The organism is Mesobacillus maritimus (genome assembly GCF_044803185.1).
GTDB classification, from domain to species: Bacteria; Bacillota; Bacilli; order Bacillales; family Cytobacillaceae; genus Mesobacillus_B; species Mesobacillus_B maritimus_B.
Genome location: NZ_CP085225.1, coordinates 773,128 through 794,558, shown reverse-complemented (window position 1 = coordinate 794,558; position 21,431 = coordinate 773,128). Strand labels below are relative to the sequence as shown.

The 21,431-nt window shown below is 38.0% G+C and carries 25 protein-coding genes; 4 read left to right on the top strand and 21 right to left on the bottom strand.

The features are described from left to right. Positions 1 to 333: 333 nt before the first annotated feature. The 7 genes from LG336_RS03890 to LG336_RS03860 all read right to left on the bottom strand — a co-directional run bounded on the left by LG336_RS03890 (position 334) and on the right by LG336_RS03860 (position 3,667). Positions 334 to 459: a YjcZ family sporulation protein gene (locus LG336_RS03890; protein ID WP_404331246.1), complete on the bottom strand. Its 126-nt coding sequence runs from the start codon at positions 457 to 459 to the stop codon at positions 334 to 336. Between the two features lie 101 nt (positions 460 to 560). After that, the gene (gene spoVAE, locus LG336_RS03885) at positions 561 to 917 is read right to left on the bottom strand and encodes a stage V sporulation protein AE (protein ID WP_404331245.1); all 357 of its coding nucleotides are present in this window, start codon (positions 915 to 917) and stop codon (positions 561 to 563) included. A gap of 39 nt (positions 918 to 956) precedes the next feature. Continuing rightward, complete coding sequence (gene spoVAD / locus LG336_RS03880) at positions 957 to 1,973, bottom strand: stage V sporulation protein AD (protein WP_404331244.1); 1,017 nt, start codon at positions 1,971 to 1,973, stop codon at positions 957 to 959. Positions 1,974 to 2,027: 54 nt separating this feature from the next. Continuing rightward, positions 2,028 to 2,495 (bottom strand): stage V sporulation protein AC, encoded by a 468-nt coding sequence (gene spoVAC, locus LG336_RS03875; RefSeq protein ID WP_404331243.1) that lies wholly within the window; start codon positions 2,493 to 2,495, stop codon positions 2,028 to 2,030. A 15-nt stretch (positions 2,496 to 2,510) separates the two neighbouring features. After that, positions 2,511 to 2,993, bottom strand: a complete 483-nt coding sequence (locus LG336_RS03870; protein ID WP_404331242.1) for a YhcN/YlaJ family sporulation lipoprotein — start codon at positions 2,991 to 2,993, stop codon at positions 2,511 to 2,513. 2 nt (positions 2,994 to 2,995) lie between these two features. Further along, positions 2,996 to 3,205 carry a hypothetical protein gene (locus LG336_RS03865; protein ID WP_404331241.1) on the bottom strand — a complete coding sequence of 70 codons (210 nt, stop codon included), beginning with the start codon at positions 3,203 to 3,205 and terminating at the stop codon, positions 2,996 to 2,998. Between the two features lie 114 nt (positions 3,206 to 3,319). Beyond that, positions 3,320 to 3,667, bottom strand: coding sequence for a DUF1360 domain-containing protein (locus LG336_RS03860; protein ID WP_404331240.1), 348 nt, complete (start codon positions 3,665 to 3,667; stop codon positions 3,320 to 3,322). A gap of 63 nt (positions 3,668 to 3,730) precedes the next feature. Here LG336_RS03860 and LG336_RS03855 point away from each other — a divergent pair, with 63 nt between their 5' ends. Continuing rightward, positions 3,731 to 4,261, top strand: a complete 531-nt coding sequence (locus LG336_RS03855) for a CotO family spore coat protein (protein ID WP_404331239.1) — start codon at positions 3,731 to 3,733, stop codon at positions 4,259 to 4,261. Between the two features lie 101 nt (positions 4,262 to 4,362). Here LG336_RS03855 and LG336_RS03850 read toward each other — a convergent pair whose 3' ends face one another. The 10 genes from LG336_RS03850 to LG336_RS03805 form a co-directional block, all read right to left on the bottom strand. Beyond that, positions 4,363 to 4,845 (bottom strand): CotY/CotZ family spore coat protein, encoded by a 483-nt coding sequence (locus tag LG336_RS03850; RefSeq protein WP_404331238.1) that lies wholly within the window; start codon positions 4,843 to 4,845, stop codon positions 4,363 to 4,365. Positions 4,846 to 5,026: 181 nt separating this feature from the next. Next, on the bottom strand, positions 5,027 to 5,320 hold the full coding sequence (locus LG336_RS03845) for a hypothetical protein (protein ID WP_404331237.1): 294 nt from the start codon (positions 5,318 to 5,320) through the stop codon (positions 5,027 to 5,029). A 74-nt stretch (positions 5,321 to 5,394) separates the two neighbouring features. Continuing rightward, positions 5,395 to 5,730 carry a hypothetical protein gene (locus tag LG336_RS03840; protein ID WP_404331236.1) on the bottom strand — a complete coding sequence of 112 codons (336 nt, stop codon included), beginning with the start codon at positions 5,728 to 5,730 and terminating at the stop codon, positions 5,395 to 5,397. 148 nt (positions 5,731 to 5,878) lie between these two features. Then, positions 5,879 to 6,646: an enoyl-ACP reductase FabI gene (fabI, locus tag LG336_RS03835; RefSeq protein ID WP_404331235.1), complete on the bottom strand. Its 768-nt coding sequence runs from the start codon at positions 6,644 to 6,646 to the stop codon at positions 5,879 to 5,881. A 356-nt stretch (positions 6,647 to 7,002) separates the two neighbouring features. Further along, complete coding sequence (locus LG336_RS03830) at positions 7,003 to 8,871, bottom strand: monovalent cation:proton antiporter family protein (RefSeq protein WP_404331234.1); 1,869 nt, start codon at positions 8,869 to 8,871, stop codon at positions 7,003 to 7,005. Positions 8,872 to 8,882: 11 nt separating this feature from the next. Further along, a complete protein-coding gene (mgtE, locus tag LG336_RS03825) occupies positions 8,883 to 10,265 on the bottom strand; it encodes a magnesium transporter (protein ID WP_404331233.1) in 1,383 nt (460 codons plus the stop codon). A 70-nt stretch (positions 10,266 to 10,335) separates the two neighbouring features. Then, positions 10,336 to 11,244, bottom strand: a complete 909-nt coding sequence (locus tag LG336_RS03820) for an RluA family pseudouridine synthase (RefSeq protein ID WP_404331232.1) — start codon at positions 11,242 to 11,244, stop codon at positions 10,336 to 10,338. A 59-nt stretch (positions 11,245 to 11,303) separates the two neighbouring features. After that, positions 11,304 to 12,101 carry an NAD kinase gene (locus LG336_RS03815; protein ID WP_404331231.1) on the bottom strand — a complete coding sequence of 266 codons (798 nt, stop codon included), beginning with the start codon at positions 12,099 to 12,101 and terminating at the stop codon, positions 11,304 to 11,306. A gap of 44 nt (positions 12,102 to 12,145) precedes the next feature. Beyond that, complete coding sequence (locus tag LG336_RS03810; protein WP_404331230.1) at positions 12,146 to 12,784, bottom strand: GTP pyrophosphokinase family protein; 639 nt, start codon at positions 12,782 to 12,784, stop codon at positions 12,146 to 12,148. Between the two features lie 105 nt (positions 12,785 to 12,889). Beyond that, positions 12,890 to 13,258: a hypothetical protein gene (locus tag LG336_RS03805; protein WP_404331229.1), complete on the bottom strand. Its 369-nt coding sequence runs from the start codon at positions 13,256 to 13,258 to the stop codon at positions 12,890 to 12,892. Between the two features lie 136 nt (positions 13,259 to 13,394). On the opposite strand from LG336_RS03805, the gene LG336_RS03800 reads away from it, so the two are divergent. From LG336_RS03800 to LG336_RS03790, 3 genes are all read left to right on the top strand, one after another. After that, positions 13,395 to 14,006 (top strand): CYTH domain-containing protein, encoded by a 612-nt coding sequence (locus LG336_RS03800; RefSeq protein WP_404331228.1) that lies wholly within the window; start codon positions 13,395 to 13,397, stop codon positions 14,004 to 14,006. Positions 14,007 to 14,135: 129 nt separating this feature from the next. Then, positions 14,136 to 14,540, top strand: a complete 405-nt coding sequence (locus LG336_RS03795; protein WP_404331227.1) for a globin — start codon at positions 14,136 to 14,138, stop codon at positions 14,538 to 14,540. Next, entirely contained in the window at positions 14,540 to 15,418 is an 879-nt protein-coding gene (locus tag LG336_RS03790) for a ClpXP adapter SpxH family protein (RefSeq protein WP_404333089.1), read from the top strand. The genes LG336_RS03795 and LG336_RS03790 overlap by 1 nt, the downstream gene beginning before the upstream one ends. Before the next feature lie 900 nt (positions 15,419 to 16,318). Here the strand turns inward: LG336_RS03790 and pepF are convergent. The 4 genes from pepF to spxA form a co-directional block, all read right to left on the bottom strand. Next, positions 16,319 to 18,136 (bottom strand): oligoendopeptidase F, encoded by a 1,818-nt coding sequence (gene pepF, locus LG336_RS03785; protein WP_404331226.1) that lies wholly within the window; start codon positions 18,134 to 18,136, stop codon positions 16,319 to 16,321. A 174-nt stretch (positions 18,137 to 18,310) separates the two neighbouring features. Then, the gene (locus LG336_RS03780; protein WP_404331225.1) at positions 18,311 to 19,513 is read right to left on the bottom strand and encodes a competence protein CoiA; all 1,203 of its coding nucleotides are present in this window, start codon (positions 19,511 to 19,513) and stop codon (positions 18,311 to 18,313) included. A gap of 116 nt (positions 19,514 to 19,629) precedes the next feature. Then, a complete protein-coding gene (gene mecA, locus LG336_RS03775; protein WP_404331224.1) occupies positions 19,630 to 20,304 on the bottom strand; it encodes an adaptor protein MecA in 675 nt (224 codons plus the stop codon). 341 nt (positions 20,305 to 20,645) lie between these two features. Further along, complete coding sequence (gene spxA, locus LG336_RS03770) at positions 20,646 to 21,041, bottom strand: transcriptional regulator SpxA (RefSeq protein ID WP_404331223.1); 396 nt, start codon at positions 21,039 to 21,041, stop codon at positions 20,646 to 20,648. Positions 21,042 to 21,431: the final 390 nt, after the last annotated feature.

The window sequence follows — 21,431 nt, the reverse complement described above, 5'->3', positions numbered from 1 at the left end:
TACCTCCCAATTTCAATGATTCAAAACCTATAGACCCATAAATAGGCCACCCTATAACCACTTTCAATTTTGAACACGCTTTCATTTCAAACAAAAGCACTCCGCAAACTTCTCCTAACCCACCTTAACTAACCAGTTAGTATGCATATATAGATATAAGTATACTTGATTCTCTAAAATATTCAACCTTGATTCTAAAAATTCTAAAAATTAAAACGAGGATATTTGCTTAGTGGTAAACGGTTGAGAATTTCATTTAGGTCTATTTTTATCAATTTTTAACAAAAAAAAGAAACCGTCCCATTTGAACGGTTTCTTCAATACTTCTGATTATTAATAGAAGCTAGCACCTACGATAATCAACAAGATAAACAATACTACGATCAACACAAAAGTTGATCCACCGTAATAGCCGCCACCACCGTAGCCGTAGCCTCCAAAGCCGCAACCGAAGCCCATTTAGTATCACCTCACTTTTATCAAGTTCACTACTAGCATATGTGAAATGAATAAAAGTGTATGGGCGAGCTCCATGCTTAGAAGCCTTTCACATTAATTTTTCAGCCTTTAGGTTTAAATAATAATGCCCCTATAAATCCAAAAACTACAGCAGCAGAAATTCCCGAACTAGTGATTTCAAACATTCCAGTCAATACGCCTACTAACCCATGCTGATCAGCCTCCTGTAATGCACCATTCACTAAGGAGTTCCCAAAGCTAGTTATTGGAATGGTTGCCCCTGCACCAGCAAAATCAATAAGTGGGTCATATATCCCGAAGCCTCCAAGAATGGCTCCGATTACAACAAGCGTGCTCATTGTATGACCCGGTGTTAGTTTTAATACATCAAACATAATTTGCCCAATTACACAAATTAGGCCACCAATAACAAAGGCCCAGAAAAACATTGCAAGCATAACTTGATCCCCTCCTTACAGTAAAAAGAAATGTTGGACTTATGGATGTACTTCGATAGATACCGCATGAGCAATACAAGGAATGCTTTCCTTTTGCTGAAAACTGAGTGGTGAAAGGAGTGCACCCGTCGCAACAAGGAGAATACGTTGATACTTACCTCTCTTCATCTCATTAAAGAGATGACCATATAGTACTGCCGCAGAGCAACCTGCCCCGCTGCCACCAGCTTGTACTTTTTGATCTTCTTGATAGATCATCAGTCCGCAATCCTTGAATTTTTCGCTATCAATTTGCAGCCCTTCTTTTTGTAAAAGTTCAAGTGCAATTGGACTTCCTATTTTAGCCAAATCGCCAGTAATAATGAGGTCATAATAGGACGGATCAAGCTGTAAATCATTAAAATGGGCAATAATCGTATCAGCTGCAGCAGGGGCCATCGCTCCGCCCATATTAAATGGATCAGAGATTCCTAGATCAACCACTTTGCCAATTGTTGCTGAGGTAGTAACCAACTTTCCGGCCTTCTCATTTGTATCTGTTAATACTGCTGCCCCTGCTCCTGTAACCGTCCATTGAGCGGTAGGAGGCTTTTGGCTTCCATATTCTGTTGGGTACCGAAACTGCTTTTCAATTGCAGCGTTATGACTTGATGCAGCTGTAACCACCTTCTTGGCGCCTTGATTATTAATAAGAAAGGAGGCTAACGCAAGACCCTCCATCGAAGTCGAACAAGCTCCAAACAATCCGAAGTATGGAATCCCTAATGTTCTAGCAGCAAAACTCGAAGGCGTGATTTGATTAACTAAGTCTCCAGCTAACATAAAATTGATATCTTCTTTTTTTACTTCTCCTTTTTGAATTGCTGTCTCAATTGCCTCTTCTAAAAGAAGCGTATGAGCCTTCTCGTACGAGTCCTTTCCCATCCATAAATCATCATGAAGAATATCAAAATCAGAGGCTAGCCTTCCTCTTGCCTCAAACGGCCCCCCCACTGCAGCAGAGGACGCAATCACTGGCCGGTTTGGAAATACCCAGGATTGCTTACCTTTCAACATATTGTCGGCCTCCCCTCAAAATTTCTCGCCATTTTTTCGTTCCAATCAGCATTTTTATATTACCCCCCAGATATGTAATAACGTTTTAATAAGGGCAACAACAAAGGCTGAAAATACCCCAAATAAAATGACAGATCCAGCGAGCTTGAACATATTTCCGCCGACACCAAGAACAAAACCTTCTGTTCGATGTTCAATTGCAGCGGAAATGACAGAGTTGCCAAACCCAGTAATTGGTACTGCACTCCCTGCCCCAGCGAATTGACCAATTTTATCGTAAACACCAAATCCAGTTAGAAGCATCGCAAAGAAAATCATCGTAGCTACTGTTGGATTCCCTGCCGTTTGTTCAGTGAAATGGAAAAAGTAGATATAAAAATAAGTAACTGCCTGTCCAACTAAGCAAATCGTACCGCCCACTAGAAAGGCTTTTACACAGTTTTTTACGACTGGCCTTTTAGCTTCATGCTTTTGCTCAATTTTTTCATAGCGCTTTTGTTCAGGGCTCTTTTGTTTAGCCATGCTCCCCCCTCCTTTCTATGTTCGCTCTTTTTTAAATTTGATTATTTTTTTTAATCGTTCTTCTGCATCTTTAGTTGAGTAGTCTTTGTCCTTCATCCTATCCTTTAACTCAATTGCTTCGATAAAGATTTTAAAATCACTAGAGACGACAAAATTTTCTTTTGGATAGTTCTTTTCTAGTTTTTTGTTAATTTCTTCCTCAATTTTTTTCATATGATAGCGTTGCATATGCTTAACCTTGTAGGCAACAAGTATTTCTTCTTCCCCTTTAATCACTGCTACATCATAAATTGCTGGAACCGATTGAACATCCTTTTTTACTTTTTCAGCAACATCGTGCTCATTTTTTTTGACTGCGGTTGCCTCTGGGTTTACTGATTGAATCATCGACTTTCTACTCTCAGCAGATGTTTTATCCCCTCCTTGGTTACATCCAGATAATAAACTCCCGATGATTAATACTAATAAACCATAAACAATGATTGGCTTTTGATTCATATTCATTCCCTCACAATTACTACAAATGTTTTTGATGTAGATATATTTTTTACTACATCCTTAATAATTATGATTATAATTAGCCTGAGAACTTTCCAAATTACCCCATAAGGGTTGTTTTTGCTATTTTGAGCCAAATTAAAAGCTGCCTCTTTATCGAGACAGCTTTCTTCTTCCAATTGGTTGTTTTCTTTTGGAGGCCCCACAACCACACGTTTTCTTCCGCTTTGGTCTACTTAGGGCTAGTAGCTTTTCTCCCTGATTTTTCATATAAAATCTCCTTTAGGTCCTTTCAATTATATATAAGAAAAGAAATAATTGGTTGTTTATTCGCCTAACCATTTACTTATCACCGTTTCAATCATACTCGCAATGGCAGCGATGGCGAGTATTAAGGTAATAGGGGTGAAAAACGCAGAAAAAAACGTATGCCCAGCAACAAGAATCGCACTTACCCAAATGCCGGTACACCAATAACAACTAAGCATTTCTCCTATCCATTTCCTAATTCCTTTTGGTTTTACAACAAGAAAGACCTCACCTTCCTCCATCACCTCATCAAAAAAAGGAGAACGAATAAATTCTGTAATTTTATCAAAAACGATAAGCCTTGTTAGCCGAAAAGAGGCTAAACTTATGATTAAAATCGCCGCTAAACTAAAACCCCCAAACATATTTTCACTCCTTTGTAAACCGTGCATAGATTAAACTGTAACCAAAGTTGGGAGGGATATTTTTTGTCAACTAGGAAAATAAAGCACAAACCAGTCTTATATATCAGCCAGCCAATTACGCAATTTCCGGATATCATGATGCAAGAGCGCTACTCCACTCGAGATGAATTATACAGAAAGCAGGTTAAGTCTTCAAATGAGATTGCAGATGCAAAAAAAGTGGTTAATGAACATCAAATAAAAACAGAGTATCGAGACAGGGAAATCGTTAACAAGACTGATGAAGTGATTCCTGTAGCGGACGAAGTAGAATCTACTTCAAACCCTTTTGATACAAAAAGAAAAAGACATTATTCACTTAAAAGAGTTAAACATTTTAGGGAAATGGCCGTTAGTGAGAAGTTAATTTATTTAGAGAATTTCCCTGAACAACTCGGGCCAATATTCTGTTTATACTTTACTGAAACAACAACTTATACGGGAATTCTTTTAAATAATTTCGAAGAAAAAATTGAAATTCAGCTTCCTAACAATTCACAAGCCACCATTATGATAGAAGAATTGCAGGATATAAGAATGCTCGGATTCCATTAATACATTCAATAACCTAGCTCATGGGCTAGGTTTTTTTATTGGATAGAAAATCCCCCTACTAAGACATAGGGGGAATCCTTCGTGGCTACATTAACATTAATTTAGCAAAGGTCAAGATTTACATCTTCAATACACTGAATAGCGCAGAAGCAAGAGAGGTCAACAGTTACACAATCGTTTGTTGCCTCAAAATCTTCAACCTTACATACTTTGTTAAAGTCAATGCAGCACTTCTCATCAGAAAGGTCAACTGGATGATCTTTGTGATCTAGTGGCTTTAACACCCTTAGTGTTGCACAGCAGTTATCAAATACCTCTTCAACCCTGAAGTAAATGGATACGCATGCATCGCCGCACCCTTTAAAGAAAGCATGAAACGGTGATCCATCAGCATTTTTCAGAACAAACACGCGTGTGTTGACTCTGTCTTTCATATTCGGGCGAATGGCGCCAAGTGGCTCCATAAAGCAGTTTGATCCGCAACCACAATCATCTTGAACATTATCTTGGATATCTAAAATCGCACGGACTACATCACATACACAGCCGCTAGTTGAGTGTCCGGTCTTTTTTCCACAACCCATAATTTTTGGCCTCCTTTTCTTTATTGGATGTTTACACTATAAGATATTTAAGAAAGGGCATTTGGGTGTCGGACAAAAGCCCTTTTTCACTAAAATTAGGCTGTAATTTTAAAAAGTTCTTGGTGAAAGGAAAACCAGGCTGCAATATTCCTGTTAACAGCCTGGTTTCTAATACCAACAATTAGTATCTGTCTTTGTCAGATTCTGCTGATTCAATATCGCCTGAACTACTTAGGATTGGCAGTTGTAAACCAGCATTGATTGCAGGGAGAGCAATTGCTACTTTAGGAGCAAATTGAATTGGAAGGACGAATGCACCACGTTTTGCATTGACGATTTGTTTGACATCACCGCTGTTGTCTGCTTTTACCTCTGCCTTTTGGGGTTGATTTAGTCCTGTGTTTTTTACTTTTTTATCGTCGTCACTGCGTACACTGCGAACGCCTCTAGTGTTCCCCCATTTGTTTTCTAACATCTATAACACACTCCTTTACAATTTTTTATTCGTGCAATTCGGTAAACGAACGAGCCATTACAATGGGAAGTCATTTATTCGGCATCAACATCGTCTGAATCCTTAGGATCAGGAAGTTCAAGTTTAAAAAGGGTACGGTCATTAAATGTTAACTTCACATTCCCCCGCAGATTCCCCTCAACTTTAGGGAGAAACCTCTTATTTTGAAGAAATTGTCCTATTAGCGGCAAACCCTTCTGGAGCTCTTTAAGGTTTTTCATGACACTTTCTGCAATACTGTCATTGATCGCATCCATTATTTTCTGCATATCTTCTTCATTTAACTTGTAGTCTCCACTTAAAGGATACTCCTTCCCATTGATAAATACAGTTGGGACAGCAACAGTGATATCTTGACTGTCTTCACTCATTCATCTTCACCTCCTTTGCACTTACTACAGTATATAGGGATAGTGACCAAGCTGTTTCCGCTAATATCTTGGTTCAATCGCACATTTTTAGACATTAAGCCTCTAAACAAAAAAAACGTTAGGCAAAATGCCTAACGGATTGAGTAAATTACATGATATGGAACCCTGAATCAACATGGATGTTTTCACCGGTGATTCCACGCGATAAGTCACTGAAAAGGAATACGGCCGTATCACCGACCTCTTCAGGTGTTGTGTTTCTACGTAAAGGTGCTTTTTCTTCAATTTCGTTTAAGATTACATTAAAATCGCTCACGCCTTTTGCTGACAACGTACGGATTGGGCCAGCTGAGATTGAATTTACTCGAATATTCTCTTTGCCCAAGTCACTAGCTAAGTAGCGAACACTTGCATCCAAGGAAGCTTTCGCGACTCCCATGACATTGTAATTCTGGATTGCACGTTCTCCTCCTATATAGGTGAGGGTCACGATACTTCCCCCATCGACCATCAGCTTCTTTGCTTCTTTGGCAACAGCTGTTAAGGAATAAGAACTGATATTATGTGCGAGTAAAAATCCATCGCGAGTAACATTTAAATAGTCTCCATTTAATTCATCCTTATTTGCAAACGCGATACAATGCGCAACGCCCTGAATCTTGCCTACTGATTCTTTGATTACACTAAAACATGTTGCAATATCTTCATCCTTTGTCACATCACACGGGAGCACAAGATAGTTTTCATCTAAGGAAGCTGCAAGCTCCCTAACACTTTTTTCTAACCTCTCCCCTGCAAATGTAAAAATAAGATTTGCCCCGGCTCCGTGAAGAGAACGAGCAATTCCCCATGCAATACTTCGTTTATTGGCTACACCCATTACGACAAATGTTTTTCCTTCTAAAGAAAAGGTCATTGGTAATCCTCCTGTTAATACAAGTCATTAGTACCTAGTACTAATATTACAACATATCTAGTTCTTTGAAAAGGGAAAGAGCCAAAGTAGTGGATTGAACCGTGGTTTGTGCCTTGTACTATTGGTGTTTATAGGCAGAACCTTAGATTGCATCGTTAAAATTGGCGTTTGTAGATAGACTGATGAATTATGTAGATTAAAATCTATTTTGTGTAGATAGACGTTAAAGTATGTAGATAGAACCTGATTTATGTAGGTACACCATTAAAATTTGTAGATAGTCCCACTTTTTTTAAAAACAACTCTTAAAAAATAACCCCGCGCAAAATGAAAGGCGGGGTAAAAAGGAAAGGAGGCTATCTAGAATATTTCCAAATGACTAGCTCAAGCTCCATTTTCAACTCTTCTACATATTCATTTGATCCTGTCACGATCAACCGATCATTTAGACGCAGCTCAGTATCCCCGTGGGGGACAATTGAATCATTCCCTCTCAGAATTCGAACAAAGATGACATCTCCTGTAAACGGAAATCTTCTAAGTGTCATGCCGTCAAACTGATCATTCAACATTTTAATTTCATGTAGAGACGATTCTTGATTGGTGAGAATGTTCAGGATACCAGGCGATTCAATTAGAGCACGCAATAGAGTCGTTGTCGACATTAGGACAGAGAATACCTCAATATCCTGTTGTTTAAGACTAGATTCCAACTCTGGATTTTCAATCCGAGCAATCACCCGTCCAGGACCTTGTTCTCGTGCTGCCCGGGCGATTAAAGCATTCGTATTTTCATTCCCAGTTGAAATAACAATAATATCTGCACTGTAAATATCCTGTTGCTCTAGAGTTTCCGGCGAATAATCTTCTACCTCAATGATATCAAATAGCGAGCTTGATACTTTATTTTCTGCTTTTTCTTGTTTCGTATGATATAAAACCGGCTCATATAAAGAAGAAAGTCCCCTAGTGACGGATAGCGTCATTTGGTTTGCTCCAATTAAAGCTACTTTTAACTTTCTATCCTTACTAGCTGTTTGTGGGAATAGTTTCTTAAAAACAATTGGTGTTAATACACACGATATAACTGCGACAAGGATTAAAGTCCCGCTCATTTCAGGCGTGATGACTTCCATCCTTTCCCCAATCGTTGCGGCTGCAATTACTAGCGACAGCGTTGAGGTTAACAAAAATCCTGAAGCAATTACAGTCTTTGTATCGTACCACTTTCGTAAAATATATACTGGTACTAATTTTGACAGCAATAAAGCAATTAACAAGAGTGGAATCAGCAAAAGTAATTTGGGGTCACTTAATAATGACCATATATCGAGACCTACTCCAATCATGACAAAAAAGATTGGGATTAGAAATCCATATCCAAAAGAATCTAGCTTATGAATTAATTCTTGATCAGGCGCTAACAACGAAACGAGCACCCCTGCAAGAAACGCTCCAAGAATGTTTTCTGCACCTACTGTTTCGGAAATTGCAACGAGAACGATTAACAAAGTAAATACGGCCCTTGTTCCTATTTGGGTGGTTCCTGTGGATAGTGCTGAGACAAATTTACGGCTTTTGAATCGATTGCCTACAAAATACAGGACAACTCCTGCTGCGAACAATAGAAGTAGGAGCCAAGTATTTCCTCCCTCCATATCATATATGGATACAAATACAGCCAAGAGAATCATCGTAACCAGATCCGCAATGACCGCCACTAGTAGGATAATTTGACCAATGTTTGTCTTCATCAAATGCGCTTCTTTTAATGTAGGTACGACAACACCTAATGAAATCGTTGAGATAATCAAAGTCATTAAAAAGACATTATCGATAAAACCAGTCAAGACAAATAAGTAAGATAAGCCTAATGAAGCGATAAAGATTCCTACAAAAATAATACTAGAAATCATAAAGGCATTCGGTTCACTAGGTTGAACGGATGCTTTCTTTCCTTTTTGTTTTTTTACTTTAAAAGCACTAAAGTCTATTTCTAGTCCACTTAAAAACATTAAGAAAAGAAACCCCAATGTAGACAGGGTCTCCAGCCACATATCGTCATGAACTAGATCAAATCCACTTTTACCAATGAACAACCCCATTATGATTTCAGCAACAACAACCGGGATAAAATTCAACTTAAATCGATGTAATAAGATAGGTGTCAAAAAGGCTATGATAATAACAATTAAAAGTGATGTAACGGAAGCATGATGTTCCATCCTATCCCCCCTTACTTAGTAAGATAACTCATAAATGTAGTGGCAATCCCAAAATAAATTAAAATCGAGATAATATCATTAATTGTTGTGATGAAAGGTCCAGAAGCCACGGCCGGGTCAATTTTTAAGCGGTGCATGATTAGTGGGATAAGTGAACCTGCTAAAGTTGCAACGATTAAAGTGAAAAAAATTGAAATGCCAACAAGCATGCCAAGGAAAAGGTCACCGTACCAGAAATAAATAATCAAAGTAATGAGTATACCACACGTCAAGCCAGTAATAACCCCAGTTCCTGCTTCTCTGATAATGATTTTTATTTTACTTTCATCCTCAAGGTCCCCCGTTGCAATTCCGCGTACTGCAACCGCAAGTGCCTGCGTCCCTGTATTTCCTGCCATTCCCGCAATAAGCGGAATAAAAATAGCAAGAATCGCTACTTGATCTAATGTTTCCTCAAATCTGCCTATTAAGCTTGCGGTTAACATTCCTAGGAATAACAAAATAACAAGCCATGGTAATCTTTTTTTTGCAGCTGAAATTGGATTTCGGTCAATTGAATCTAAATCTGCTATCCCGGCGAGTTTTGAATAGTCATCAGACGCCTCTTCCTCCATTACATCGATGATGTCATCAACTGTAATAATCCCTAAAAGATGGTCTTGAAAATCTACAACTGGTAAAGCAAGAAAATCATAGTCTCTCATCATTCTTGCTACCTCTTCTTGATCCTCGCCAACGGATACAGATACAACACGGTCATACATAATTTCTGAAATCATGACGTCATCTTCATTTACAATTAAATCTCTTAGCGTTAGAACCCCTACTAAACGCTTCTCTTCATCAATTACATAAACGTAATAAATAGTTTCTGCACTTGGGGCTTTACTTTTCAAGATATGCATCGCTGAACGAACGGTCTGATTCGCTGCAATCGCAATAAATTCCGTTGTCATGATACTTCCTGCCGTGTACTCCTCATAATGGAGTAACTCTTTAATCTCTTTGGCAGAATCTTTGTCCATAATGGTTAAATAACTAACGACTTGGTCCTTATTAAGCTCATTTAGGACATCAACAGCATCATCGGCATACATATTTGAAAGCATATCCGCTGCGTAATCCGGTGTCATTTGGGCGAGGACATCGCTGTATTCATCATCTTCGATTTCGAGGTTTTCAAACAGGTTGGCCATTTCCTCTGGAGAAAGGAAATGATAAACATGAAGCCGCTCAGCCTCATCCAATTCCTTAAAAAAAGTTGCTTGGTCATAGGAGTGCAACTCAAGAAATTCGGAGCGAAACTTTTCTATGTTGTCATTTTGAAGAGCATCTAAGAGGAGCTCTTTATCGATATGTTGCTTCTGTGAAGACTCTTGGCTGGATTCAGACATAACCATTCCCCCTTTCGAATGTTGGCCACCCTGCCTCTGGTTATTCTGTCTCTTTTTAAAAAGCAAGCCCTTATGTTAGAGGCTTGCTTTTCATTAAGATGTTCTCCATATCTATTGGAAGAGGTGCTGTAAAATCCATCAGATTTCGATCAATCGGATGGATAAATTTGACCGTACGACAATGAAGTGCCTGCCTACCAATTCTACCCTTCTTACCACCATACAGAGAATCACCTAATAATGGATGGTTTATAAAGGACATATGAACACGTATTTGGTGTGTTCGACCAGTTTTCAATTTTAGCTGTATATAGCAAAAATCGTCAAATTGTCGTAAGACCTGGTAACTTGTATAAGCATATTGCCCCTCTGCATTTACTTCACGTTCAATGATACTTGTTTTTTTTCGAGCAATTGGTTCGTCAACGACTCCAATTGGATTTGCAAAGAATCCTTCAGCAAACCCTTCGTATATCCGCTGTAATGTACCCGCCTTTTGTTGCTTGCTAAACAAATGATGAACATGACGATGTTTAGCTATTACTACAATTCCTGAAGTGTCTCGGTCCAACCGAGTAACAATATGGGTGGTCGCTTGAATTCCGTTCTTTTGATAATACCCAATAATTGCATTTGCTAAGCTACCAGTAGGATGCTCTCTAGAAGGGATGGTGTTCATTTTAGCAGGCTTATTTAGGACTAATAAGTATGAATCTTCATAAAGAATTTCGATGGGAATTGTTTCTGGTTGAACCCCTAATGATGGTTCTTCTGGAGGAAAATGAACCTCAATTTTGTCTCCCTCATTAAGTCTATAGCGGACTGTTACATCTTCACCATTGACAAGGAGCTTTCCACCTTTAAATTTAATATCTGTTAAAGCGGCTTTGGAAATTTCCTGTTTAACTAAAAACTCTTTTAGAAATTTTCCTGCTTCACGATCCGTAACGGCCCAATTCAATTTAAAGCATTTACTCATAATTCCCACCTGCTATAACCCTTCTGAAGTTTAGATGATATAATGTCTATCTTAATCTGTCAATTATCTGAGATAAACGAATCATGGACTCGTTTCCAAAAAGGGAATGGTCTAAAACGGGCAAACCGCATTTTCTCATCTGCCACCCTGAACTGAATGGACTTCACATCTTTATGTAACAAGGTTAAATGATCGACGGTCACCTGAAAGTCTGGCCTATTTACCGGTTTTAAAATACATGTGTGATGAGCTGGTAAAACAAGCGGTGAACCCACCGTTCTGAATACCCGGTTATTGATGGAGGCCATTTCGGTTAGCTGGATTGCTGAGAGAGAGGGATGAAGAATCGCCCCACCTAAAGCCTTATTATATGCCGTACTACCTGAAGGAGTGGCTACGCACAATCCATCTCCTCGGAAACGTTCAAAATGCTGGCCACGGATTTCTACATCCATAACTAGCGTGCTATCAACTGACTTTACTGTAGATTCATTTAAAGCCAAATAACGAGTTTCTCTTCCTCCATGTTGGTACCGGATGATTACCTCGAGGAGTGGGTATTCAACAACTTGGTATGGAGTTTTGGCAATGGCGATGACAAGCTTTTCAATTTCTTCAGGCACCCAATCAGCATAAAAGCCAAGGTGTCCGGTATGAACACCAACGAATGCCGTTTTATCCAGACGGCTACTATACCGATGGAAAGCGTATAGCAGCGTTCCGTCGCCACCGACTGAAATGCATATATCCGGTTGGTCTTCATCATATTGCAGGTCAAAATCCTGTAGGTAAGTCCTCATCTTATGCATGAGTGTATTAGACCTAGCATCCCCTTTTGATGTTATAGCAAACCTCATCTTTCAACCACCTCGCCTTTTCCAATGCCTAGCAGTGGCATCTGTTATTTCTCCTCGTTTTGTTGCATTTCTTTCTTTCTTGAAAAAAAGACTTGAGCTTCTTGAATTTCATCTCTGATTTTGGACATTTCCTCATCAAGCCTAAAGGCAGCCTCCGCGGCCCCTTTTAATCTCAGCCTAATTTCCTCTGGAATTTGTCCTTTATATTTATAATTCATGGAATGCTCAATCGTCGCCCAAAAATTCATGGCGAGTGTTCGTATTTGTATCTCAGCTAAAATCTTTTTCTCACCATTTATCGTTTGTACAGGATAACGGATAACCACATGGTAAGACCGATACCCACTTGCCTTTTTATAGGATATATAGTCTCGTTCCTCAACGATTTCAAAATCATTTCGGTTTCTCAGTAGTTCAACAACTGGCTTAATGTCGTCAACAAACTGACACATGATTCGCAAACCCGCAATATCTTGCATTTCTTCTTCTAATTTTTCCAATGAGACACCTTTTTGATTCGCCTTATCAAGGATACTTGCAATCGGCTTTACTCGACCCGTAACAAATTCAATGGGGGAGTGGTCCGTATTTTGTTCATATTGATTTCGCATGCCCCTAAATTTTACTTTGAGTTCTTCAACTGCCTGTTTATACGGTTCTAAGAAATGTTCCCAATGCTTCAAAAGCAAGTCACCTCATCCGACTATTTTCTTCAGATTAATGGGAATTCCCCTTGCTTAACCATTAAAGGAGGGGAATTCCCTCCATTATCACGGATGAAGATCAAATTAATTAAAAATAGTCTCGACCTTCTCAACCATCTCTTCTCCGTAATTAGTATTTCCTTTAATATTCTCTATTAGATAGTTCATTTCTTCTATAAAAGCTTGCAAATGGAGACGACCATTTTGATTTGCTACATACACTTCAAGCGCCGACTTCAATCCATTATTCACAACATGCCACACTTCTTTTGGTATGTTTACATAATTATATTCTCCGTCCAGTTCAGCTATGTAGATAAAGGAGAGTTGGTCAGAGTCAACCAACATAAGTCCAGTCGAGATTAACGCATTTAAATTCTGTGGTTCATCCGTAAATAAAATTAATTCCTGATCTTTTATTTCTGCTGTTTTAATATGTATTTTTTGATTCATAATCTTTCCACCCTTCAATAATCCTTTTCCATTTTATCATATAGCGTTAAACTTTACCTAGAAGGAGAGCCTATTAATACCCTCTAATATAAATGCTCCACCATAACCAGGAAGCGGAGCTGAAAGGAAACTCAATATGTCACAACATATAGAAATTGAATTTAAAAACCTGATTACTGAGAATGAATTTATACGTTTAAAATCTTACTTAAATTTCAAATCTGATCACTTCAAGAATCAAGTGAACCACTATTTTGACACATCCAACTTTGGATTGAAAGAACAAGGAAGTGCACTTAGAGTAAGAAAAAAAAACAATCACTATGAGTTAACTTTAAAGCAACCAGCTCCAACTGGCTTACTCGAGACAAACCAAACCATTTCCGAAACACAGGCAGAATCTATTATAAAAACGGGGACTATTCCACCGGGGTCTGTCCAGAAAGCTCTTTCTACCCTTATAACCGATTTAGACACACTACACTATTTTGGGTCATTAACAACGAATAGAGCAGAAAAAGAATACGAAGGTGGCCTCATCGTATTAGACCATAGCCTTTATTTAAGTACAGAGGATTTTGAAATTGAATATGAAGTGACAGATGAAAAGACCGGATACGAAGTATTTAAGAACTTACTCGAGCAAATGAATATCCCCTCTCGTAAAACCGATAATAAAATTATGCGATTTTACAAACAAAAGAAAGCTGAAATGCGTTTTTATAATCAAAGGTCACAGGAAAAATAATACAATTATAAGACTGGCAAAGCTGTTTGTTTGAGATATGAATATGGCATTGTTAGAATATAAATCAGAAAGATAAGCGACTGTAGATCGCTGGGCTATTTTTATATTAATTCAAAAAGGAGTTTTATAATGGTAGAGAATAAGCCTATACCGTTCGAAGCCATCGGCGAGGGTATGCTGCATCAGCTTGTAGACGCTTTTTACATTCGTGTAGCTCAGCATCCTGATCTTGCTCCTATTTTTCCTGATGACTTATCAGAAACTGCACGCAAACAAAAGCAGTTTTTAACTCAATATTTAGGTGGACCTTCTTTATATACCCAGGAACATGGACACCCTATGCTTAGAGCCCGCCATCTTAATTTTGAAATAACCCCCACAAGAGCAAAGGCATGGCTTGCTTGTATGCATGAAGCAATGGATGAAGTCGGGTTCTCCGGGCCATTGAGAGAAGACTTTTACGCGAGGCTCATCTTCACTGCACAACACATGATAAATACACCTGACAATGACGAAATAGGTGATGAGCTGTGATTTGGAAACGAGATGACCTATTAAATCAGCAATCGTCTCAAATAGTTCAAAGAAATGAAAAAAAACCATTAGAAATTTATTCATTCGTCGACCCATTATGTCCTGAATGTTGGGCCCTTGAACCCACAATCAAAAAGCTACTTATCGAATATGGTAAATATTTTTCGCTTCGACACGTAATAAGTGGGAACCTGACTAGGTTGAACTTTGGACAAAAAAAACATTATGAGAGCATTGCTGAGCTATGGGAAAAAACCGCTAGTAGAACAGGCATGTCTTGTGATGGGAATCTATGGCTTGAAAACCCAATTTCCTCTCCCTACCTTGCATCGGTAGCTGTTAAAGCTGCTGAGCTTCAAGGTAGAAGAAAAGGAATACAATTTCTTCGAAGACTACAAGAAGTTTTGTTTCTTGAAAAACAGAACATCTCAAATTTTAGCGTGTTAAAGGACTGTGCCCAGACGGTGGGGCTTGATATTCAAGAGTTTTTAACTGACATCCATTCCGATAGTGCTTCTAAGGCTTTTCAATGTGATTTGAAGATTACTTCTGAAATGGATGTTCAGGAGATACCGACTCTAGTCTTTTTTAACGCGAATGTAGAAGAAGAAGGGCTCAAAGTAACCGGATTATATCCATACGAGGTTTACGTCCAGATTATTGAAGAGATGCTCACGATAAAACCAGAACCTTCTTCCCCACCACCGTTAGAAGAATTTCTAAAGCATTACAAAACAGTGGCCACAAAAGAAGTAGCTGTGGTATATAATATGCCAATCAATAAAGCAGAGAAGGAACTAAAAAAATTGCAATTAAAACAAAAGGTTGAACAAATTCCCGCTAAATATGGAATGTTTTGGCGTTACACTGAAAGTTGAGGATTAACATGAAACGACCCTGTAGCAACGGGCTACAGGGTCGTTTCTCTATTAATACGAACAAAGGGGATGGGAGAAATTTTTCACGGTCAAACAAAGGGGTATATGTTTGCTATGTGATCAACTTCACGGTATTAATATATCATGACAATAACTAATGAACAATAACTTTGTATGTTATTTCACAATATTGTCATATCTATCACTCATGGATGTCCCTTTTCTTACATATACATGAGAAACATGATATTTATCAATCGGGAGGGAATCCAATGAAAAAAAACTTCCCCTGGATTATTATAATCCTGCTAATCTTTTTCTCATTTTGTCTTTATGTATTAGGTCTCATGCATATTGTTCCTCTATTGATTGGAGGTCCTGTTTTGTTTCTGTCTCTTCTATTGTTCTTTATCTTTTTAAATGATCGGAAAAAGTTTAAAGGCTTTTAACTTTGGGTTCAAAATGGAAATTCCCCATATTGGGACGAGAAAAGTGATTGTTTATCCCAAGATTCAATTACCCCATGCCGTATTTCGCTTAATTCTTAACCTTTTAAGACCCTATTACAACTGGAAATCCAAAGATATTCGCCATCCTTTTCAAAACCTAATGACTTTTAGTAGGAAAAAGACTTTTCATGGGGGTATTTTCTTCTCTGTTCAACACTTTTAGAACACCTTCTAGTGAAAAATACCCCACCCAATCTCCGTTTTCTTTAAAAAAGGTGATTTTATTCTCTGTTACGAGCATTTTATTCCCTGTTTCAAGCGATTTATTCCCTCTACAGGGAATAAATACAGGGCAGGGTACCTCATTTATCTTGAACACTCTCCTCTTAGAGTTTAGTTAAATTATTATAACCCCTAAAAAAGAGCTGTCGAGTATCTCGACAGCCTCTTTCTATGAAAGAAGTGCTTCCATTTCATTTAACTTTTCTTCAAATACCTTACAAGCATCTTCAATTGGTTTAGGACTAGCCATGTCGACCCCTGCTTTTTTCAAAACTTCGATTGGGTAATCTGAGCTTCCTGCTTTAAGATAATCCAGGTAGCGATCGACTGCCGGTTGCCCTTCTTCCAATATCTGCTTGCTAAGAGCCGTAGCTGCACTAAAACCGGTTGCATACTGGTACACATAATAATTGTAATAGAAGTGAGGAATCCTCGACCATTCTAAGCCAATTTCCTCATCAATAATGATGTCTTCTTCCCCAAAATACTTTTTATTTAACTCATAATAATCCTTTGTAAGCGAGTCTGCCGTTAAAGCCTGATTATTTTGTACCTGCTGATGGATGAGATGTTCAAATTCAGCAAACATGGTCTGTCTGAATACGGTTCCTCTAAACCCTTCCAGATAGTGATTCAATAAAAACAATCTTTTTTGTTCATCATCAATTGATTTTAGTAGATAATCATTTAATAATGCTTCGTTACAAGTTGAAGCAACTTCCGCTACAAAGATGGAATAGTTCCCATATGCATATGGCTGGTTGTTCCTTGTGTAGTGACTGTGTAAGGAATGCCCTAATTCATGAGCAAGAGTAAACAAGTTGTTCACATTGTCCTGCCAGTTCATCAGGATATATGGGTTTGTCCCGTATGCCCCTGAGGAATAGGCGCCGCTCCGCTTTCCTTTATTTTCTTGAACGTCAATCCAGCGATTATCAAAACCTTCTTTTAGTAAACCAACATACTCTTCCCCCATCGGAGCCAAACCTTTTAAAATCAACTCTTTCGCCTCAGCATACGGGACCTCCATTTTTACATTTTTCACGAGAGGGGTATAAAGGTCGTACATATGAAGCTTTTCAACACCAAGTACTTTCTTACGTAGCTTGATATAACGGTGTAGCAAATGGAGATTGCTGTTCACCGTACTCACTAGATTCTCGTAAACACTTTCCGGGATATTATTTGCTGCAAGAGCCGCTTCACGCGCTGATTTATAATGACGAACCCTTGCATTAAAATTATCTTTTTTGATGTTTCCACTTAATGTACTAGCAAAGGTATTGCGAAACTTTCCATATGTTTCATATACCCCTTTAAAGGCATCCTCTCGTACACGACGATCAGAGCTTTCTAAAAATCGAATATAACGCCCATGCGTAATTTCCGCCTCTTCCCCATTTTCATCCTTAATGGTTGGAAACTCAAGATCGGCGTTATTTAACATTCCAAAAGTATTAGAAGGGGAACTCATTACCTCTGCTGCCTCAGCCAATAATGCTTCCTGCTCAGCAGATAAGATATGCGGCCGTTGTAAATTAATTTCTTCCACTGCATGTTCATATAGCTTTAATTCTGTTTTTTCCTCAAGGAATTCTTTTACTTTCTGTTCATCAATAGCAAGAATCTCCGGAACAATAAAAGCAAGCGAACTTGCAGCCTGTGAATAAAGATTACTAATTCGGTCGTTTAAGCCCTGATAAAAAGAATTGGTTGTATCTTGGTCATACCTCATGTGAGCATATGTAAACAATTTACCTAGACGTTCTAGTAACTTATCTTGATATTGCAGCGCCTCATAAAGTTGGTCAGCACTTTCTCCAAGCTTGCCTTTAAAGTTTTGAACACCCGGGAGTAAATCCTTTACTTCCTGAAACTCTTTCTCCCAAGTTTCATCATTTGCAAAGATGTCTTCAAGTCTCCAAGTATCTTCAACAGGGACTTCACTTCTAGTTGGGAGCTTTTTAACTTGTGATTCATTCGTCATCCTTAATCCTCCATTCAAAATTCATCTCAGAATAACTTCTATCCTTGTTCGCTTCGATCCTAGGAAATCCTGCATTCTCGAAATAATCGACCCGTACAATTTAAAAACCTCTGTGTTCTTGTGGTCCATTCTTGTCTATTTTACGCAGCTTTCTACTATTTCATTATATGACCACTATAAAAACTGATTCATAATGATTTTTTCGAATTTATCGTAAAACTGCTTTTCAGCCCATACTTGTTGTTCTACCGATTTAGGGAGATAAAATGGGCGCATCATTTTAAAACGATTACCAGATAGTTTTTCTAGCGTTGAAATGTTTACAAGCAGGGCAAGGTATTCTTTAATTGCAGCATAAAAATCACCACCGCTACATAATGGAATTGTGCGTAAAGTAATTTGCTTACGGTGTTTTCGGAGCAGAATGGCATTATATACATTTTGCTCTGAAATGATCTCCCCCTCTCTCATATAGCGAAGAATATCAAGATAGAGATAGGTTTGCCAAACTAGAGTTGGTGTTTCAATAAATGGGGCAGAAGGAACAGGTAGGCCTAGTTCAGGAGGAAGCAAAAGTAGATTTAACTTCTTTGTGTATAACTCGTTTAAAAATAGTTTTTGTGCGAGATTAGGCTGAATAAAAAAACTCGTTTTAACTTTCTGGAGTTCATGGGACATTTTCGATAGGGGTACTCCCGCTACTGGGGAGGGGGTGAATAACACAGCTAAATTTGTTTGGCTCCTCTGGGAGGTAGAGATTGAAGCTACCACTTTTTTTGATGAAACAGGAATTAGATGCTGAAGGAATATAAAACTTCGGGTATCTGGACAGTAAACTGGCATGTTCCAGCCTATGTCTTCTTCTTTTCTTAGAAAAAGATATTGAAAGTGGTTAAACGAAAATAGATTTACCCCAATACGCTTTAGTTGATTTCCTCCCAAAATCCAAATAGGGGTAATTCCATTTCCTACATATCCTTGCGTTCTTTTATTAAAAATTTCGGTACTAATCGAAGAACATTGAAATTCTATTGCATACCTCTTATGTTTCCAATCAAAAGCAATATCTGCCCTTTGTTTACAGCTAGTTATATAACGTTCAAGTTCTGCTTCGATTCCTTTCTGTTTAAGCCATTGAAAAAGCTGAAGCTTTCCCATCATATGATAGGAGGATTCTCGTTCATAACTTTCTGGACAATTCGCCTCTTTACGATGCGAAAAGTGCCATATTCTTTTACTACCAAGCTTTAAAATAACTAGTTCCCCGCAAACTGGACATTGAAATTCCTCCTTTTTACGAAACTGGTCCAATTCATCCCTATTCCGATAATCAGCTAGGGAAATTTTCTCTCCATCTTTTCTATATGCGACTAACAATTTTGTAGCCTCCCTTCTCACTTTATTATTCGGCAAAAGCATTAGGATTCCTCTCTTTCAGCAGGTGCGAAGAAAAAAAAAACCAGCCTCAGTAAATGAGATTGGTTTTTAGAATATCACGAAAAATATTTTCTAATCGTAGCAAAGACATCGTCAGCAATCACTTTATTGCCATATTCCTCAAGACGATGAATGGTCAGACTTGACTCTTCACCATATTCAAGAAGGATACTTAGAAAGTCATCAATTATCTCTTCGTCCTCAGACTCCCCATCAGAAAAATCTGTATATAAATAATATCTACCTTCATGGCTATACAAGCTAGTGTTAACGTCTATTGAATCGAGATCATGCCTTTTTGATAATGAAATGATATCTTCAAAATCCTTAAAGACGAGTAGGTATTCAAGGTCGTCACCAAAAGCTGCATCTGTGTCCTGCGCTTTCGGATTAAAGTGATGATCAAGCATTTCTTCAATACGATCATCAACTGGTAAATCCTTTAATTTCTCATCCGATATCGGAAGTTCGAACTTTTGGCCATCTTTAGTCACTTGAGTTTTCGTAACTAATATTTCTAAGCCCTTTTCTAGTGCCTGCACTTGAATCCAAAGTGGCCCTTCGATGGTAAATTCTGCTTCATGATGAACTTCATCCATCATCTCCCAGAAAAGTTCTTCACTTCGTTCACGGTTGTACCAGATTTCTTCCCGGTCAAAACCTCTTTCTTCTATATCAATATACGAAATATAAAACTTGACCGTATTCTCATTGATGCGTTCAATTTCCATTCATTATCTCTCCCTTCCAGGCAAAGAATTGAAGGGACTAAATACCCCCGCAAGACTAATCAAGTCCACATATTTTTAACATAACAGGCTAAGAATCATTTTCATTAAAAGCAAGGTTTTTAGAAAATGATGATCTTGTACTATTATTTTATGACAAAGCAATGAGTTTTGGAAATAAAAACTCTACCCATTTTTAAAATTGGCGGTAGCCTAAATAATCCTTATTTGCGCTTATATACTAGGGATAAGTCTAGGATATATTCCTTAGATTTTAACAGTTTTTAACGGGGATATCAAATAGAAATAAAGCCTCCGTTTCCAAGTTGGTCGGAGGCTTGAATTTAGTTGACTAAACGCTGTGCTTCTCGCAGCTGATAAGTACGTACTTTCCTTGGTAGAAACCTACGAATTTCGTCTTCATTGTAGCCTACTTGTAATCTTTTTTCATCAATAATGATGGGACGACGTAGTAGCCCGGGATTATCTTTAATCAGTTCGTATAAGTCCTGTAGTGGCAATGTTTCTAAATTGACGTCCAGTTTCTGGAAGGTCTTTGATCTAGTTGATATAATCTCATCCGTTCCATCTTCTGTCATACGTAGAATCTCTTTAATTTCATCAATTGATAATGGTTCAGAAAAAATATTACGTTCTTGATAAGGTATCTCATGTTCTTCTAGCCATGCTTTTGCTTTCCTGCATGAAGTACAACTTGGTGAAGTGTATAAAGTGACCACAATTAATCACACTCCTTAATATTATAAACAACTATATATAGATTACTCAGCATCATGTATGCCTAAATTCCTAAATTAAAATTAATACAATTTTATAATCTCTACAGTTAAATTATACACCAATCATCGGACAAAGGGTATCACTTTTTATAAAAAGTTTTATGTAGGAAGCTGCTATATTATATAACGATTGAGAAAGTAATTGGTTTCAAAAATTGATTGTAAATAATTTTTTTCTTTTCCCTGCACCTTAGAAATCCAGTAGAATTCCAATCCCACGTGACAATAAAAATTCCAATACAACTTTTATTACCCCACTTTTCAAAACTTAAAACCTAAATCAGTGATTTTTTCTGATTCTCAATTAAACATAGAAAATGAAAAAGCAAT

What these genes read in the sequence shown, in the direction of transcription:
- LG336_RS03890 (WP_404331246.1), bottom strand. Translation starts at nt 459, where the DNA reads ATGGGCTTCGGTTGCGGCTTTGGAGGCTACGGCTACGGTGGTGGCGGC.
- spoVAE (WP_404331245.1), bottom strand. Translation starts at nt 917, where the DNA reads ATGCTTGCAATGTTTTTCTGGGCCTTTGTTATTGGTGGCCTAATTTGT.
- spoVAD (WP_404331244.1), bottom strand. Translation starts at nt 1,973, where the DNA reads ATGTTGAAAGGTAAGCAATCCTGGGTATTTCCAAACCGGCCAGTGATT.
- spoVAC (WP_404331243.1), bottom strand. Translation starts at nt 2,495, where the DNA reads ATGGCTAAACAAAAGAGCCCTGAACAAAAGCGCTATGAAAAAATTGAG.
- LG336_RS03870 (WP_404331242.1), bottom strand. Translation starts at nt 2,993, where the DNA reads ATGAATCAAAAGCCAATCATTGTTTATGGTTTATTAGTATTAATCATC.
- LG336_RS03860 (WP_404331240.1), bottom strand. Translation starts at nt 3,667, where the DNA reads ATGTTTGGGGGTTTTAGTTTAGCGGCGATTTTAATCATAAGTTTAGCC.
- LG336_RS03850 (WP_404331238.1), bottom strand. Translation starts at nt 4,845, where the DNA reads ATGGGTTGTGGAAAAAAGACCGGACACTCAACTAGCGGCTGTGTATGT.
- LG336_RS03845 (WP_404331237.1), bottom strand. Translation starts at nt 5,320, where the DNA reads ATGTTAGAAAACAAATGGGGGAACACTAGAGGCGTTCGCAGTGTACGC.
- LG336_RS03840 (WP_404331236.1), bottom strand. Translation starts at nt 5,730, where the DNA reads ATGAGTGAAGACAGTCAAGATATCACTGTTGCTGTCCCAACTGTATTT.
- fabI (WP_404331235.1), bottom strand. Translation starts at nt 6,646, where the DNA reads ATGACCTTTTCTTTAGAAGGAAAAACATTTGTCGTAATGGGTGTAGCC.
- LG336_RS03830 (WP_404331234.1), bottom strand. Translation starts at nt 8,871, where the DNA reads ATGGAACATCATGCTTCCGTTACATCACTTTTAATTGTTATTATCATA.
- mgtE (WP_404331233.1), bottom strand. Translation starts at nt 10,265, where the DNA reads ATGTCTGAATCCAGCCAAGAGTCTTCACAGAAGCAACATATCGATAAA.
- LG336_RS03820 (WP_404331232.1), bottom strand. Translation starts at nt 11,244, where the DNA reads ATGAGTAAATGCTTTAAATTGAATTGGGCCGTTACGGATCGTGAAGCA.
- LG336_RS03815 (WP_404331231.1), bottom strand. Translation starts at nt 12,101, where the DNA reads ATGAGGTTTGCTATAACATCAAAAGGGGATGCTAGGTCTAATACACTC.
- LG336_RS03805 (WP_404331229.1), bottom strand. Translation starts at nt 13,258, where the DNA reads ATGAATCAAAAAATACATATTAAAACAGCAGAAATAAAAGATCAGGAA.
- LG336_RS03800 (WP_404331228.1), top strand. Translation starts at nt 13,395, where the DNA reads ATGTCACAACATATAGAAATTGAATTTAAAAACCTGATTACTGAGAAT.
- LG336_RS03795 (WP_404331227.1), top strand. Translation starts at nt 14,136, where the DNA reads ATGGTAGAGAATAAGCCTATACCGTTCGAAGCCATCGGCGAGGGTATG.
- pepF (WP_404331226.1), bottom strand. Translation starts at nt 18,136, where the DNA reads ATGACGAATGAATCACAAGTTAAAAAGCTCCCAACTAGAAGTGAAGTC.
- mecA (WP_404331224.1), bottom strand. Translation starts at nt 20,304, where the DNA reads ATGGAAATTGAACGCATCAATGAGAATACGGTCAAGTTTTATATTTCG.